The following is a 15,760-nucleotide window of genomic DNA, read 5'->3' as shown; positions in this document are numbered from 1 at the left end:
GAGAATAACAAAAACAAATGGTATCTTTTGATTCAAAAGCTTATAGCAAAAAACTATTACATTTAATAAGTTGGAGCCATTGGTTTACTTTTTTTAATATTATAGCCGCGATATTGCTGTCGTCGGTTTATCTTATCAATGAAGTAAGCCCAACCACTGTTACTGGTACTATCTACTTAGTAACGAATTGGTTGAGTCATATGGCATTTTTAACCTTTATTACTTTTGTATTAACGGTATTTCCCTTAACACTCATTTTTCCAAGAACGCGATTTATACGCGCGAGTGCTTCGATAATATTCACCATTGTTTTGTTATTATTGTTACTCGATGCGTTTATTTTTAACCGCTTGGGTTATCACATAAATGCATCGTCTAACTCCCAAATCATTGATTTAATCGCACAGGAAATACAGCAAGACCGCAGAATGTTTTGGTTCTCTAGCCTTATATTATGTCTATTGATCCTAACCTTTGAACTCGTGGTCAGTAACTATGCATGGAAGCACCTTAAAAGTTTACAAAAAACAGTTTTTGCACGCTATACCGTATTTGGCTTGGTTGCTTGTTTTTTTACTAGTCATATCATGCACATCATTGCCGATGCAAATTTAAACTACGACATCTTAAAGCAAGATACCGTGCTACCCGTATCTTATCCTACAACAGCTAAAACTCTATTGACCAAGTATGGGCTATTCAACCAAGCTGATTATTTAGAGCGTAAGACCAGTCCATTGTCTTTTAGTAAAGATATTCCGACATACCCTGTTATTGAGCAGCAATGTAAAGGTGTTATTAACAAACAGTCAGTGTTTATGGTGCTAACTAAAAATGGGCTAACTGAACGACAAATGAATCAGTTCTCACAACGTTCAGATGCTCAAACGATCAACTTAACCCATCATATCGACAATGCACTGTTTAATGATGCCTGGTTTAACTTATTATATGGTTTACCTACGATTTACAAACAAGGCATTGTAGAGCAACAAAGTGTTCCACCTATTTTGATGCAAGCCATTAAGCAGCAAGGGCTATCGACAAGCTTGGCAGTCATCAGCCAAAATGTTCAAAGCATCGATATACCTTGGCTGTCACAACTTTTTGACCAGCAACATACAATCAATAACATCGCAGACTTTATCTTCTCTAACAAGCTTAATGATATGGATACAGGTTTACATGTGATCTACTTTGATGACGAAGACAGCTATCAATTCGAGGTGTTTATGGACGCCCTGTTACTTGGACAACGCTACAGAGATGCTAAAGATATCATTTGGATAAGTTCAATTGGTAATGCTGATCAAATCAGTGGATTGTCTATTAAGCCTGCGTTGTTGTTATGGCCAGAGAAGAGAGAGCGCACCATCTCACATTTAACCAGCCAGATGGATGTGTCGTCGACGCTAACTCGACATTGGCTAAATTGCGGAAAAACCTATCAGCCATACACTAACGGCACCAGTTTGCTAAAACTTAAGAAAGATCGCGTGATTGCCAACACCATGACTAACGGCATTATGGTTTTTAATAAGGATAAGTCAGTATTGATCGATCAAAATGGTAATTTCCAAAGTTATTCAAGGCAATTACAAGCGCCAATCAGTGAAAGTTCAGACTTCCCGTTAATGATAGATGGTGTACATTTTATTAAAAAATTTAGTGATTTAGCCGAAACTGAACAATAAAACATCGGTTAACTAAAATACAACGATAATACGTTGCAATACTCATTTAATTTATTATTATACATACCCTCATCGGGATATAGCGCAGTCTGGTAGCGCGTGCGTCTGGGGGACGTGAGGTCGCAGGTTCAAGTCCTGCTATCCCGACCATATTCAATAAAAAGCCTGTTTTTACAGGCTTTTTTTATTCCTAATTTTTGAGCTTGCTAACTGCAGACCTTTGCATCGATTATCTTAAAGCCCTCTGATGCCTTTTCTTTTGCTAGACAAATTGCCCTGCTCATCCATTACCTTATACTCAACGTCTCGTAATGCATACGGTCGATATTCTGGCAACGCCTTAAATCGCTTTACGACAGAATGGTGAATAATGGGACATTCAGCTGATTTTGCATCATCAATATTTACCCGTGGCACTCGTGGCGCTAGTGTTTTAGCATTGGTATTGGTTCGAACTTGCGTATGCATTTTTCCTTTTGCTAAAGGCAATATATTTAAATCGTCTTTACATATGGTATCTTGTGCACCCTTAATTTTAAGGCGTTCAAAGTCAATGTCATCAACATCTAATACAGTTAAACCGAATTCAGCAACGACCCTATCAATCATAAACTGCAAGGTAATGTCTGATAATCCATCAAACCAGTAGCCACCACCAATATCTGAATGAACACCAGAGAACCATACTTCTTGCACGCGATCATCTGCATTAAATAACGTCGGTTGAAACAAAATGCGCTTTTCATCTAAAGACAGCAGATGCAATGCATTTTCAATATGATCAGCAATTGTGCCGTTCTCAAAAACTATACCGCTAGCTGGAAAGCTTTCGGGGTTGAGATCGAGCGATCCTCTTGTCGCCGCTACGGTATCAAATACACCTAAAAATGTGACCTTCATCGGCGGTTTAATATTGGCGGCAAACATTCTTGCCAAAGCAGCTCCGCGGCTAAAGCCAAAAACGAAAATTTCGTCATCGGCTAGCCACTTTACGTCACGTAAATCTTTATCCGCTTCATCCAATATGTCGTCCATATCTCCATACGGCGGCGCAAACATCGCGTTAAACTTTTGTTTTAACCAATTACCACGCGTACCAACGCCACTGTAATAAAAACTGCGTTGATTTGGCATGTTTGAATTTTGTTCATTAAGTGGAGTGAGTGCACCACCAAAAAAAGCGTGAAGTTTTAAAATATTACTGACACTAGAATCTTCGAAATAGTCATCTGAGTCTTCAGGAGAATTACAAGTGCCGTCAAAACAAAATATTAATTTTCTCATTTTTGATCTCCATATCCCATCTTAAGCCTAGTAGCTTAGGGTGTTTCTTATACAAAAAGTCTAGGGGAGAACAAAAGAAAAGCAAATAACACTAAAGCTTCTATTGTTTATCAGAGATATTGCTAATAAAAACTTAAAATGCTACACAAGGAAAACAAAGTTAATTACTTGATCTTGAGAAGTTTTTACTAACCTAATTTATAACCGCCAATCAGACAATATCGCTCTTTTTATAATCCTGTGGCTCCTGAATTTTAACAGCAGACTGACAAAATTGTTAAAGAATACATTAGGCGATATGGTATGCAGGCTCAGCATATGACTTGCAGTAAATCACCTACAACCCGAACAAATACAGTGAAGCACATATGCATTAAATTAATCAATTTTAGTACGGTTTATGATATCGACTTAGTTGAGTGATGAAACTTCACGAGCTTTTTTTATTAACGCGCCACGGCGGATTCAAACGATTTTCACCAGCCCAATATAACTTAATTTTATTGCCTGATGGATCGTACAATATAGCTTCACGCCAAAGATGACGCTGGTCTTTAGGATCCTGCTCAAACACTAGTCCTTTATTCTTTAGAGCGCAGACCCATTCGTCGAGTTTTTCATGTTCAAAATAAACAATAGCACCGTTATTAAACTCATTTTCACTTAATGATAGTGAAAATGTTGCCCCATCATCAGGACATTCGAAACGAGCATAATGTGGCGTTTCCACAATTTGCGTAAAGCCGAGTGTTAGGTAGAACTCGCAGGCTTTATTCATGTCTTTTACTGGTAGGGTTACTTGGTTTAGGTTCACCGTATTTCCTTATAATATGTATGTTAGACACTCCTCTTTGTATCAACACACTAGCATAAATACTTTCACCCACAAATGTTAGACAGAACAAGCGGTTTGAACTTAATTGAAATCTAATTTTCTTAATAGAGGAGCTATTTATGAGATCAGGCAACGCTAAAGCGATTAATTCTGTTTTTTGTCGAGAATGATTAGCTTAAAGATTGCCAGTAGGTTTACAAACCTACTGGCAATCATTATATTTTGGATGATGAACGAATTGTAAACGAACGATTAATCTAGGGGAATGACCTTACCTACATAAGGTAAATGCCTGTACTTTTGTGCGTAATCAATCCCGACACCAACCACAAATTCATCAGGTATATCAAAACCAACCCACTCAACATCTACGGGGACTTCACGACGACTAGGCTTATCTAACAGAGTGCAAATTTTAATTGACTTAGGTGAGCGTAGTTGGAGAATTTCTAGGACCTTTTTAAGCGTATTACCCGTGTCTATAATATCTTCTACAAGTAGAACATCTTTACCTTCAATGCTGTCATCGAGATCTTTTAATATATGAACTTCTCGAGAGCTCTCCATGTTATTGCCATAGCTAGAAGCGGTCATGAAATCAACACTGTGATTAACATTAATAGCGCGCGCTAAATCCGCCATAAATACAAACGATCCCCTTAACAAGCCTACCATTACTAGATCACTACTATCTTTATAATAGTCGCTAATTCTTACGCCTAGCTCAGCTACTCTGATTTTAACTTGTTGTTCAGAGAACATAACATCGATTTTATGTTTCATTAAATGCCTTAAATTATCTTGATAATGCTTACCAGCGGATAATATCACTGTACTAAAATTAATATACACAAACTACATCAATAAATTTACTAATTAATTGTAATGCCATAATTGTTCGCTACTAATACGACAAATAGCTCATATACATACAACAGAGTAATCTAACAACAATAATGTTGCGTGCAATTGCTATTTTTATTTTCGCGTATTAATCATCATCCATTACATTTGGTTTGTAACTGAACATCTATCTAGACTTTTTGCCAATGACTCGTTTTTTCTCCTTTAGTTAACAGCTTAGGCGAAACAGATATTGGCTCCAATAACCTATTTGATGAGACAATAAATTACTGTTGAGTGCACCTAGCAAGCCATTTGGCCCCTCAATGGTCACGTCGCATAGCGAGCAACTTTAAAATTTGGCCTGTTCTGCTCCTTGACGTTCAACAGAAAGTCTCTTGATGTAATTAATGAACAAACTAGCTTGAGATCTGATAGATATGATAAATGCCTCGCCTTGCAGTAATCGCAATCGCATTCACGCGGATGATACATTGACAATGCATTAGGCAAGGTTAATGTAAAATCAACATCGCCGCAATCACACTGCCCTATATAATCAGACACTACTTATCCCTTTTATACTTATCTAAATTTTTCTCTTCTTGAATATCTTCGATATGATAATAAGCAGTAATTTGTCAATAAGCCCATGTTGAAATTTGTACTATTCACTAACCTCTAAAGTGGAGTCATTTTGAACTGCTGTATAGCGAACCCTGGCCCTATCACTCTCATAAAGTACATTGTGAATAATAAGCGATAACCTAGAAATTTGTCTTTGTACTCGCTAATTCGAAATAAGATTGCTTACCTTTAACGGTACCAAAGGGACTTGTATGTTCAAAATCATCGCCGATTGGTAACTCGATATAGCCATTTTTCAAACCAACTTTCTATTAGCTTTTTGAGCTCATCTCCTACAAACTGACTCAGCAAATCACTCGTTTACTATTAGCTTACTTTAGCAATAGTCCTGGGAAAAATAACTTCAACTGTACCAGACCAACTTTATTAATTAGCCCGACATATAGCATCAGTCGCTAGTTAGAAAATATGACTGGTATTCTGAACATATCTCACACAGCTAATATGATTTTGTTGAGTTCTCTCGCAAAACGGCATTTCAATTTGTTCCGCTACAGCATTCAAAATTTCTAAACTTCGATTATTTACCTATTTATCTAAATAGACCGTTCAATAAACCTATACACCTATAAACAAAGCATTAATTTGAAAGTGAACATTTACTAGCTTTACGTAGCAGAGTTACTAGAGTTACCACCCACACCACACAGGGAGTTACCAGGGTTATTTTGAAACACCCAGACGGGGTTGTTGGGGTTATTACCAAAAAAACATACAGAGTTAGCAGGGTTATCAATTTTGGTTGAAAAGGAGGGTTATTGGAGGTACTATAAACGCTAAAATAAACGAGGTAATTACATGTTCTACCCTGTTGTATTGCGCTTTGATTCTGAGCAAAATCACTATCAAATATCGGTACCTGATCTACCAGGATGTGATGAAATTTGTCAGACAATAGACAATGGTTTGCATCAGGTAAAATTTACGATTGCTAACCATTTATCAATTTTGGCTGAATATGGTGAGGCTATTCCTCAAGCAAAGGAGGTTGGCTTTTGGCAGCAACAACAGCCTACGGGGATATGGGCTCTAGTAGAAATTGATATAACTCCCTATTTGGGAAAAAGTCATAAAATTAATGTCACGTTACCTGAGCTGTTGATCAAACAGATTGATGATAGAGTCAGTAAATCAGATAATTACAAAACCCGCTCAGGGTTCATTGCAACAGCTTGTATTAACGAGCTCACTTTAAAAGATTAACATCCATGAAAAATTTATTATTACTTAGCAGTTCTCGTGAAAATCAATCTGGTTATTTAGAGCATGCATTAGAGATGATCACCGAACATTTAGGTGGGATAGCAGAATTGCTCTTTGTTCCTTATGCTGGTGTATCGATTAGTTATGATACCTACACAGATATGGTACAAACAGCACTTTCACCACTTGGCATTAAAGTGACTGGTATACATACTTGCTCTAATCCCAAACAAGCAATTAACAATGCCAAAGCCATCGCCGTAGGTGGCGGTAATACTTTCCACTTACTGCATCAATTACAAGAAAATGGATTAATTGAAATCATTCAAGAAAATGTTGAGCAAGGTATGCCGTATATTGGCTGGAGTGCAGGTTCAAATGTTGCAGGCTTATCAATTCGTACCACCAACGATATGCCAATCATTGAACCAAAAACTTTTAAGGCCTTGTCTTTAGTTGAATTCCAATTAAATCCACATTACACCGACTATAACCCTCCGGGCCATAATGGTGAAACCAGAGAGCAACGATTGAATGAATTTATGGTAATAAACCCTGAAATGCCAATTGTAGCTATTGTCGAAGGTACTGCCTTGAAACGCACAGGGGATAAATTGCAATTAATTGGACCGAGCCAAGGGTATTTATTTAAGAATGGCAATAAATCAGACCTACTAGAGAATGCTGATTTATCTTATTTATTATAGGTAATTTGTCAAAGGTACTAACTATTATAGAAGTGGTGTAACATCTAATTTATCCACCACTTCATCAATATTGTTTACAAATGGAATCACCCCTAATAAGGGCGCGTCAAGCAATTTTGTAAGTTCATCAATATTTTCTTTTTGATAATTCATTGTTTCTGGGCAATTTGCAACCCAGCCTACACAATCTAGACCATCATTAATTATCGACTCGTAACTAAGTACCGCATGATTTAAGCACCCTAGTTTCATATTCACAACAAGGATCACCGATTGTTTAGTTTGCTTAGCAAACTCAGATAAGAATTTGTTATTCCCTAGTGGTAACCGCCAGCCTCCTGCACCTTCTGTTATTAAGACATCAGGCATTAAGGATTCAATAGCGTGAAAGTGTTTAGTAACGTCTTCTAATATAATATCAACACCGTTATTTGCAGCTGCTATATGTGGTGCGATAGGCTCCTTAAAAGCAATTGGATTGACACTACTTATAGATTGCTGACAATTAGCCTGAGCTGTTAGTAGTGCCGCATCTTCATTAATTAGTTGATCACCAACTAACTCGCAACCAGCTGAAATAGGCTTGAATGCGGCGACATTATACTGTTGAGCCAACATCTTAATCAAAGCGCTTGCGATAAGTGTCTTTCCTGCGTCGGTATCAGTTGCGGTGATAAAGAATTTAATCATTGAGTTTTACTGCTAGCCCTGAAAATACTTTATACGTTGCAGGATAAATTTCACCTGGTTCTAAAAAGTCTTGATAAGACTCCATCATTTTTTTCCACTTATCTTTGCCTGCCAACCCTTTAATCTTTTTATTAGGTAAATGATTTGCCCCCAAGCCTTTTAACTCATGAGCCAAGTGCATAGGATTTTCATATTCTAAAATTACATCATCCACTTGGCTTTGCAGCAAACTAGAAGTCGGCGTATTAACTATACGTTCTAATTCCTCAGGTGTTCTAAAGTCGATCACATGTTGATCGTCATCCACTTGGCGCCAAGACGACTTTAATTCAAACAAGGTACCGTCAACTAGAGTTGAAAAGATTAAAAGTCCGCCGGGCTTTAACACTCGAAAAATTTCCTCAAGTGCTTCTTCTAATGGATTACACCATTGGATCACCAAATTCGAATAGATACAGTCAATGCTGTTATCAGCGAATGGCATCTTGTATGCATCACCCGCCACTAACTGTATTGACTCATCGCGATTCTCTTGCGTAAATTGCAACATTTTAGAAGAGATATCCACGCCAATCACACGTTTAAAAGTGCTTGCAAGTAACTCGGTAAAAAAGCCAGTACCACAGCCTAAATCTAGCACTGTAATATCATTTCTATTTGGCATTAAAGGTAATAGATGTTTGCCACTAAAGCGCTGCAATCGAGCAGAAACATCATAAGAGTCTGTGGCCGAATCAAAAGATTTCGCTATTTTTATTCTATTTAATGTATTTGGCATTACACCAAAACCTCATTCAACATGTTTGCTAATCCTTTGATATCCTTATCATTATGATGAGCACAAATGGTAACACGTAACCTTGAACTGCCTTTAGGTACGGTTGGTGGGCGTATTGGTGTAACCCAATATCCACCTTCTTTCAATTTACGACTTACGTTGATCGCTTGTAATTCGTCTTTTAATACAACAGCGTGTATTGACGACTCTGTTGGTAACACGTCAATAGTGTCATCTAGTGTTGCTAAAAACAGCTTGCTCAGTTCAACTATTTTATCACGGCGCCACTGCTCTTTTTGCGCAAGTTCAATACTTTTTATGGTTGCCCAAGCGATAGCAGGAGGTACTGCCGTTGAATAGATATAATGCCTAGCCACATTAATTAAATAGTCATGCAATGCTTCATTGCACGCGACAAAAGCCCCACTTGTTGCCAATGCTTTACCAAACGTTGCCATAACAATATCAACGTTGCCTTGTGCAACACTACCTTCACCATGTTCACCACACACACCTATACTGTGAGCATCATCTAAATACAGCCATGCTTGGTGTGCTTGTGCTATTGTTGCGAGTTGTTCTACATTGGCTTTGTCGCCATCCATACTAAAAACGCCCTCAGAAACAATGAGTTTGTTTGCACTTGGGTAGTGATTTAGAAGCTGCTTTAGGTGACCATAATTATTATGTTTAAAGCGCTTTAACATAGCATTGCTAGATAACGCTCCATCAATAATAGACGCATGGCTCAATTTATCCAGCAGCAATAACGTTTCTTTTTCACCTAACGCATTTAATACAGCTACGTTAGCCGCAAAACCACTTGAAAACAGTAAACAACGTGGCATGTTTAGCCACTGACAAATGTCTTCTTCTAATGACTGATGGGCGTAATGAAACCCTGTGATCAGGCTCGATGAACTAGCACTTGTACCAAAACGTTCAGCGCCTTCTTGCAGGGCTTTTTTTAGTTCTGGATGCTCATTCAGTCCTAAATAGTCATTAGATGAAAAATTAACATAAGGTTGGCCATCGATTACAACGTGACTACCACCATGGTTTTCTACACAAACGCGTGAGCGAAACAAGTGTTTGCTTCGTTGTGCGCTAAGCTTTTCACTTAAGAATTCAAAGGCCACTGGAATTAGTCAGCAGCGTTATAAAACAGATCTGAATTTTGTTGATCGGACATCTTTGTTTGTAACTTTACAGATTCCAACCCTTCATCAATAGAATCGATTGTTTCTGTATTAATGCCTAATCGTTTAAACAACGCTATATCCTGATTCGACTCAGGATTTGCCGCGGTAAGTAATTTACAACCGTAGAATATTGAATTTGCGCCGGCTAGGAAACACATTGCCTGCATTTGCTCATTCATTGCATCTCGACCCGCAGACAAACGAACATGACTCTTAGGCATCATAATGCGTGCAACGGCAATACAGCGAATAAAGTCAAAATCGTCTAAATCAGCGACTTCAGCTAATGGCGTACCATCGACTTTAACTAACATATTAATAGGAACACTTTCTGGCTGTGGTGATAAATTAGCCAGCTGAGCCAGTAATGAAGCACGATCGTGTGCTTTTTCACCTAAGCCAACAATACCGCCACTACACACCTTCATGCCAGCAGAGCGCACATTACCAAGCGTATCTAAGCGATCTTGATAACTACGTGTCGTAATAATTTGATTATAATGCTCAGGCGACGTATCAAGGTTATGGTTATAATAGTCCAAACCCGCGTCTTGTAAGGTATCGGCTTGCTCTTTAGATAGCATGCCTAAAGTCATACACGTTTCTAATCCAAGTGCTTTCACGCCTTTAACCATATCAGTCACGTATGGCATATCGCGCTCTTTAGGATTTCGCCATGCAGCGCCCATACAAAAACGTGTTGAACCTTGCGCTTTTGCTTGTTTTGCAGCTTCAAGTACTTTTTCCACTTCCATCAGACGCTCTTTGTCGATGTCTGTTTTATAGCGAGCGCTTTGCGAACAATATTTACAGTCTTCGGGACATGCGCCTGTCTTAATCGACAATAAAGTACTCACTTGCACTTCATTAGGATTAAAATTTGCTCGATGCGCTAATTGCGCTTCAAACATTAAATCGTTGAATGGAAGATCAAAGAGCTTATTAACTTCTTCTACTGTCCAGTTGTGTCTAATTGGTGTACTTGATGATGGAGATAACGACATATTTTCACGATTGCATCTGTATAGGTTAACGGGTAGTCTAGCCATCTAAAAATTGTTGTCAACGTAGTCAAGAGCATTTACTTTACAAATGAGCAAAAAACACACAATCAGTTTGGCCTTTGATAAAAATCATATTTGGCATCCATATACGTCAATGTCTAATCCTCTCCCTTCTTATATGGTTGAGTCTGCTCAAGGCATTAATATCAATTTAGCTACTGGCGAATCTCTTATTGACGGTATGTCGTCTTGGTGGTCAGTCTTACATGGTTATAACCATCCAGTGCTAAATGACGCGCTGCACAAACAATCCCAGAAAATGTCTCATGTTATGTTTGGCGGCCTTACTCATCAGCCGGCGATTTCACTTTGTGAAACACTAATTGATATAACTCCATCAGGGCTTAATCGCGTGTTTCTTAGTGACAGTGGCTCTGTCGCAGTTGAAGTAGCGATGAAAATGGCTATTCAGTATTGGCAAAGTTTACAAAAACCTGAGAAACATAAGTTGCTCACGGTAAGAAATGGCTATCACGGTGATACTTTTGCCGCGATGTCAGTTTGTGACCCGGTAACAGGTATGCACCAAATTTTTGAACCGGTGCTGATAAAGAATTATTTCGCTCCTGCCCCTAAATCTGCATTTCACGGAGAATGGAACGAGGACGAAAGATCTTCACTCGAGCGTTATTTTGAACAACATCATCATGAATTAGCCGCATTTATTATCGAGCCAATCGTACAAGGTACAGGTGGTATGCGTTTTTATCATCCTAATTATTTAAAAGCGGCTAAAAAGTTATGCGAGCAATACAATGTACTTTTCATCGCAGATGAAATCGCAACAGGTTTGGGCAGAACAGGTAAACTATTCGCCTGCGAATGGGCCGACATCTCGCCTGATATTATGTGTTTGGGTAAAACACTAACGGGCGGCTATCTATCCCTTGCTGCAACCTTGTGCACTGAACATATTGCAAATGTTATCAGTAATGGCGAAGCCGGTTGTTTTATGCATGGACCAACATACATGGGTAACCCTTTAGCATGCGCGGTCGCAAATGCAAGCATAAACTTGCTGTTATCCTCACAGTGGCAAGACAAAGTTACTCGTATTGAATCAGTACTCGAACAAAACATATTGCCTCTTGCCTCTTACGATAGAGTTAACGCCTGCCGAGTGCTAGGCTCAATCGGCGTGGTAGAAGTTACTGAAAATGTTAACGTGGCTAATATTCAAAAACGCTTTGTTGAGCTTGGCGTTTGGATTCGCCCGTTTGGCAAACTAATTTACATTATGCCACCACTGATCATTAACGATGAAGATATCGTTACTTTAGTGAATGCGATTAGAACCGTACTTAATGAAGACGATTGTTTTAACCAACCTGTAGGTATTATGTCTGAGCTTGGATAGCGATATATATCGCCCAAGTGACACAAATGATCATGAGTAACCAAAAGTTGTAGTATTTATCGTCAGATGCGCGGCGCACCCGAAAATGACTGACGATAATACTGATGAAGCTAAACAGCGCTGTTAACCACAATAAAGCGTATAAATAATCTGTCAGCGGATTGAGCCATACATCTCTAGTTTGAATATTATGATAGCTAAGTAGGCCAAATTTTTTATCGGGCGTCGCATAAAACGAAATAACCAATGAAATGGTAAACAGCGTCCAACCAATGAGCGATAAAACTCGAAAAATTTTTACCCAAAAGCTATCGCCTGTTCTGCGTTCAATTCCGTCCCAAACCAAGTTAAATGACCCTTTTTACCATTATTTTAATTTTTTTCGTTAAAAACCGCATTTTTAGCAAGTTTTTACTTGTTAAAAGCAATTGTGACGTTAACATATTACGCCCTTAATTTAAGTAAATTTGATAAATAAACGAGGTCGATAAATGTCAGTCATATCGATTACTGATGTACTAGCCGGTAAGTATCCGGTTGAAGAACAAATAACCGTACACGGTTGGATCCGCACACGTCGTGATTCTAAAGCCGGTATTTCATTTTTAGCCATTCACGATGGCTCTTGCTTTGACGCAATTCAAGCAATTGTTCCTAATGATCTTAATAATTATCAAACTGATGTATTAAAGCTAACTACAGGTAGCTCAGTAAAAGTTACTGGTAATCTTGTAGAGTCTCCAGGCAAAGGTCAGTCATTTGAAATTCAAGCCACTGAAGTGGAAGTATTAGGTTTTGTAGAAGATCCTGACACTTACCCTATGGCAGCAAAACGTCACAGCATCGAGTTTTTACGTGAGCAAGCTCATTTGCGTGCGCGCACCAACTTAGGTGGCGCGGTAACACGTGTAAGAAACACTTTAGCACAAGCTATTCACCGCTTCTTCCATGAAAAAGGTTACTTCTGGATTGCAACGCCTTTAATCACGGGTAGTGATACTGAAGGTGCCGGTGAAATGTTTCGCGTAAGTACGTTAGACATGGAAAATTTACCGCGTGACGATAAAGGCGCGGTAGATTACAACCAAGACTTCTTTGGGAAGGAAACGTTCCTAACAGTTTCTGGTCAATTAAACGTTGAGACGTACTGTAACGCCTTGTCTAAAGTATATACCTTTGGTCCAACATTTAGAGCTGAAAACTCAAATACCAGCCGCCACTTGGCCGAGTTTTGGATGGTAGAGCCAGAAATCGCGTTTGCCAACTTATCAGATGCTGCTGATTTAGCGGAAGATATGCTTAAATATGTATTAAAGGCATTACTTGAAGAGCGTGCTGATGACATGGCGTTTTTCCAACAACGTGTTGATAAAACGGTATTAGATCGTTTAAACGCTGTGATTAATTCAGAATTTGTTCGTATGGATTACACTGACGCCATTGAAATCCTAGAAAACTGTGGTAAAAAGTTTGAAAATCCTGTCTCTTGGGGCGTAGATTTAAACTCTGAACATGAGCGCTACCTTGCAGAAGAACATGTGGGAGGTCCTATTGTCCTCCAAAACTACCCTAAAGATATCAAAGCATTCTATATGCGCTTGAATGACGACGGTAAAACTGTTGCCGCTATGGATATTTTAGCACCAGGCATCGGTGAGATTATTGGTGGTGCTCAACGTGAAGAACGTTTAGATGTACTTGATCAACGCCTAGAAGAAATGGGCTTGGCACAAGAAGATTACAGCTGGTACCGCGATTTACGTCGCTACGGTACCGTGCCTCATGCTGGTTTCGGGTTAGGTTTTGAACGTTTAATTGCCTATGCAACAGGCGTTGCAAACGTAAGAGACGTGATCCCGTTCCCTAGAACTCCAAATAATGCGGCATTCTAGATAGCATTCACAAATAAATAAAAAGCCCTCTTCTGAGGGCTTTTTTATTGGAAAGTAAATACTTAACAAAGTACGTACATTAGCTCATTTTTTATAGAATTGTTATATGCCCTTCTGCTGGCTTTCTTTGTTTAGGGGGAAGTTGCTTCTCCACTGTACCAATATATAAAAAACCAACAATATCTTCACTGCATTCGATACCTAATCCCGCTTTAACGATGTCACTATACGCCATATCTCCAGTGCGCCACATCGCACCAAAGCCAAGAGAATAAGCCGACATTTGCATTGCATGTGCTGCACAACCTGCCGCAATCAGTTGTTCTTGTTTTGGTACTTTGGGGTGATCTTTATATTGTGTTGAAACGGCAATGATCAAAGGAGCTCTGTATGGCATTTTAGCCGCCTTCATTACCTTAACGTCATCACCATTTTCTGCTTTAACGGCTTTAACAAATACATCACTTAATTTAGCTAAACTTGCTTCACCTTTGATCAAGGTGAAATGAAACGGAGATAATGCGCCATGATCTGGAACTGCCATTGCACTGGCGAAAATGGTCGCAATTATTTCGTCATTAGGCGCAGGCGCTATTAATGTTGGGTTAGATAAACGGTGTAACAAAAGTTCTTGGGCTGAAAGTAATTCAAACATAAATTTATTATTATTCTTAATTAAATTAGTGACAGTGTAACTGTTTTACAGAGAATAAAAACCCGCAAGTTATGCGGGCTTTATAAATTTAAAACTTAGATGGCTCTTTGAAAAGCCTTTGCGCGGAGTAGTAATCAATACTCGTGAAACGTCCAGCACCAATAAAGAATAGCGCCAGCAACATGATAAAATAAGTTACTGCAAATTCAACACCGTTGTTAAGAACAACGATACTGCCTTTTTCATATAGCCACTCTGTATTGCCATTGTCTTCCAATATACTGCGCATTCGGTTAAGGCGTTCGCCAGTGTCTGTACTATTCAGAAGGCTCTGCTCTGCACTATCAAATCCTAACCAAGACACCATTTTAGCTGGGCTCGTGTCGGGGTTAGTTGGTGTAATAGCAAACCAACCATTATCGGCATGAACACTGGTCGCTGCGATAAACATGGTAAACATTAACGGGATCGAAACAAGGCGTGTCAATACACCAAATAGTAACATCCAACCACCAAGAAACTCTGTCCATGCTGCTAGATTAGCCAGCAACGAAGGAAATGGTAAACCAAGCCCCCAATCTGCATTTCCAAACCAACTGACGACATTAGGATCTGCCATGAGACTAGCAATGCCAGTGACATCAGGATTTCCTAGCTGAAGTTTGCTATAACCAGCCATCACGAAAATAGGCGCTAAATATATGCGTATCAGTAATGCAGGAACGCCGTCTAAATAGTGTAATTTGTCAATTAAGTTTTGATAAAGTTTTACTAAAGCCATAGTGTTGCCGTGTTTCAATATTTGAAGGATAAGACCCTGTTAATGTAGAATTTATTTCAAACCTATGCAACCAGCTACAACTATTTACAAAATAAGCTAGGTCGATAGTGAAAGTTTCAGTAGCATA

At 38.9% G+C, this 15,760-nt stretch carries 15 protein-coding genes and 1 tRNA gene; 6 read left to right on the top strand and 10 right to left on the bottom strand.

The genetic code is table 11. The features are described from left to right. Nucleotides 1-17: 17 nt before the first annotated feature. Nucleotides 18-1,694 (top strand): DUF3413 domain-containing protein, encoded by a 1,677-nt coding sequence (locus QUE03_RS09915; protein WP_286267591.1) that lies wholly within the window; start codon nucleotides 18-20, stop codon nucleotides 1,692-1,694. A 73-nt stretch (nucleotides 1,695-1,767) separates the two neighbouring features. Next, nucleotides 1,768-1,844 (top strand) — tRNA-Pro (locus QUE03_RS09910). 84 nt (nucleotides 1,845-1,928) lie between these two features. Here QUE03_RS09910 and QUE03_RS09905 read toward each other — a convergent pair. The 3 genes from QUE03_RS09905 to hpt form a co-directional block, all read right to left on the bottom strand. Then, entirely contained in the window at nucleotides 1,929-2,978 is a 1,050-nt protein-coding gene (locus QUE03_RS09905) for a phospholipase effector Tle1 domain-containing protein (protein WP_286267589.1), read from the bottom strand. A gap of 430 nt (nucleotides 2,979-3,408) precedes the next feature. After that, nucleotides 3,409-3,792 (bottom strand): VOC family protein, encoded by a 384-nt coding sequence (locus tag QUE03_RS09900; RefSeq protein ID WP_286267587.1) that lies wholly within the window; start codon nucleotides 3,790-3,792, stop codon nucleotides 3,409-3,411. A gap of 273 nt (nucleotides 3,793-4,065) precedes the next feature. Then, entirely contained in the window at nucleotides 4,066-4,596 is a 531-nt protein-coding gene (gene hpt / locus QUE03_RS09895) for a hypoxanthine phosphoribosyltransferase (protein WP_286267585.1), read from the bottom strand. Nucleotides 4,597-6,102: 1,506 nt separating this feature from the next. Between hpt and QUE03_RS09890 the strand changes: the two genes are divergently transcribed. Then, entirely contained in the window at nucleotides 6,103-6,507 is a 405-nt protein-coding gene (locus QUE03_RS09890; RefSeq protein WP_286267583.1) for a type II toxin-antitoxin system HicB family antitoxin, read from the top strand. Between the two features lie 5 nt (nucleotides 6,508-6,512). Continuing rightward, nucleotides 6,513-7,214 (top strand): dipeptidase PepE, encoded by a 702-nt coding sequence (gene pepE / locus QUE03_RS09885; protein ID WP_286267582.1) that lies wholly within the window; start codon nucleotides 6,513-6,515, stop codon nucleotides 7,212-7,214. Between the two features lie 24 nt (nucleotides 7,215-7,238). On the opposite strand, the gene bioD is transcribed toward pepE, so the two are convergent. The 4 genes from bioD to bioB are packed head-to-tail and all read right to left on the bottom strand — an operon-like array spanning nucleotide 7,239 to nucleotide 10,888. After that, on the bottom strand, nucleotides 7,239-7,904 hold the full coding sequence (gene bioD / locus QUE03_RS09880; protein WP_286267580.1) for a dethiobiotin synthase: 666 nt from the start codon (nucleotides 7,902-7,904) through the stop codon (nucleotides 7,239-7,241). After that, nucleotides 7,897-8,682 carry a malonyl-ACP O-methyltransferase BioC gene (gene bioC / locus QUE03_RS09875; protein ID WP_286267577.1) on the bottom strand — a complete coding sequence of 262 codons (786 nt, stop codon included), beginning with the start codon at nucleotides 8,680-8,682 and terminating at the stop codon, nucleotides 7,897-7,899. Before bioC ends, bioD begins: the two co-directional genes overlap by 8 nt. After that, nucleotides 8,682-9,770 carry an aminotransferase class I/II-fold pyridoxal phosphate-dependent enzyme gene (locus tag QUE03_RS09870; RefSeq protein ID WP_286267575.1) on the bottom strand — a complete coding sequence of 363 codons (1,089 nt, stop codon included), beginning with the start codon at nucleotides 9,768-9,770 and terminating at the stop codon, nucleotides 8,682-8,684. Before QUE03_RS09870 ends, bioC begins: the two co-directional genes overlap by 1 nt. A 56-nt stretch (nucleotides 9,771-9,826) precedes the next feature. Then, complete coding sequence (gene bioB / locus QUE03_RS09865) at nucleotides 9,827-10,888, bottom strand: biotin synthase BioB (RefSeq protein WP_286267573.1); 1,062 nt, start codon at nucleotides 10,886-10,888, stop codon at nucleotides 9,827-9,829. Nucleotides 10,889-10,976: 88 nt separating this feature from the next. On the opposite strand from bioB, the gene bioA reads away from it, so the two are divergent. Further along, nucleotides 10,977-12,305: an adenosylmethionine--8-amino-7-oxononanoate transaminase gene (bioA, locus tag QUE03_RS09860; RefSeq protein WP_286267571.1), complete on the top strand. Its 1,329-nt coding sequence runs from the start codon at nucleotides 10,977-10,979 to the stop codon at nucleotides 12,303-12,305. Here the strand turns inward: bioA and QUE03_RS09855 are convergent. Next, on the bottom strand, nucleotides 12,286-12,651 hold the full coding sequence (locus QUE03_RS09855; protein WP_286267569.1) for a hypothetical protein: 366 nt from the start codon (nucleotides 12,649-12,651) through the stop codon (nucleotides 12,286-12,288). The two genes, bioA and QUE03_RS09855, sit on opposite strands and share 20 nt — an antisense overlap. Before the next feature lie 145 nt (nucleotides 12,652-12,796). On the opposite strand from QUE03_RS09855, the gene asnS reads away from it, so the two are divergent. Beyond that, entirely contained in the window at nucleotides 12,797-14,197 is a 1,401-nt protein-coding gene (gene asnS, locus QUE03_RS09850; protein WP_286267567.1) for an asparagine--tRNA ligase, read from the top strand. 91 nt (nucleotides 14,198-14,288) lie between these two features. Here asnS and QUE03_RS09845 read toward each other — a convergent pair whose 3' ends face one another. After that, nucleotides 14,289-14,852, bottom strand: a complete 564-nt coding sequence (locus QUE03_RS09845; protein ID WP_286267565.1) for a nitroreductase family protein — start codon at nucleotides 14,850-14,852, stop codon at nucleotides 14,289-14,291. Nucleotides 14,853-14,940: 88 nt separating this feature from the next. Continuing rightward, nucleotides 14,941-15,633 (bottom strand): HvfX family Cu-binding RiPP maturation protein, encoded by a 693-nt coding sequence (locus QUE03_RS09840; RefSeq protein WP_286267563.1) that lies wholly within the window; start codon nucleotides 15,631-15,633, stop codon nucleotides 14,941-14,943. Nucleotides 15,634-15,760 lie beyond the last annotated feature (127 nt).

Origin of the sequence: Thalassotalea atypica (genome assembly GCF_030295975.1) — a bacterium.
Lineage (GTDB): Bacteria > Pseudomonadota > Gammaproteobacteria > Enterobacterales > Alteromonadaceae > Thalassotalea_F > Thalassotalea_F atypica.
This window is presented reverse-complemented; position numbering and strand designations above follow the sequence as displayed.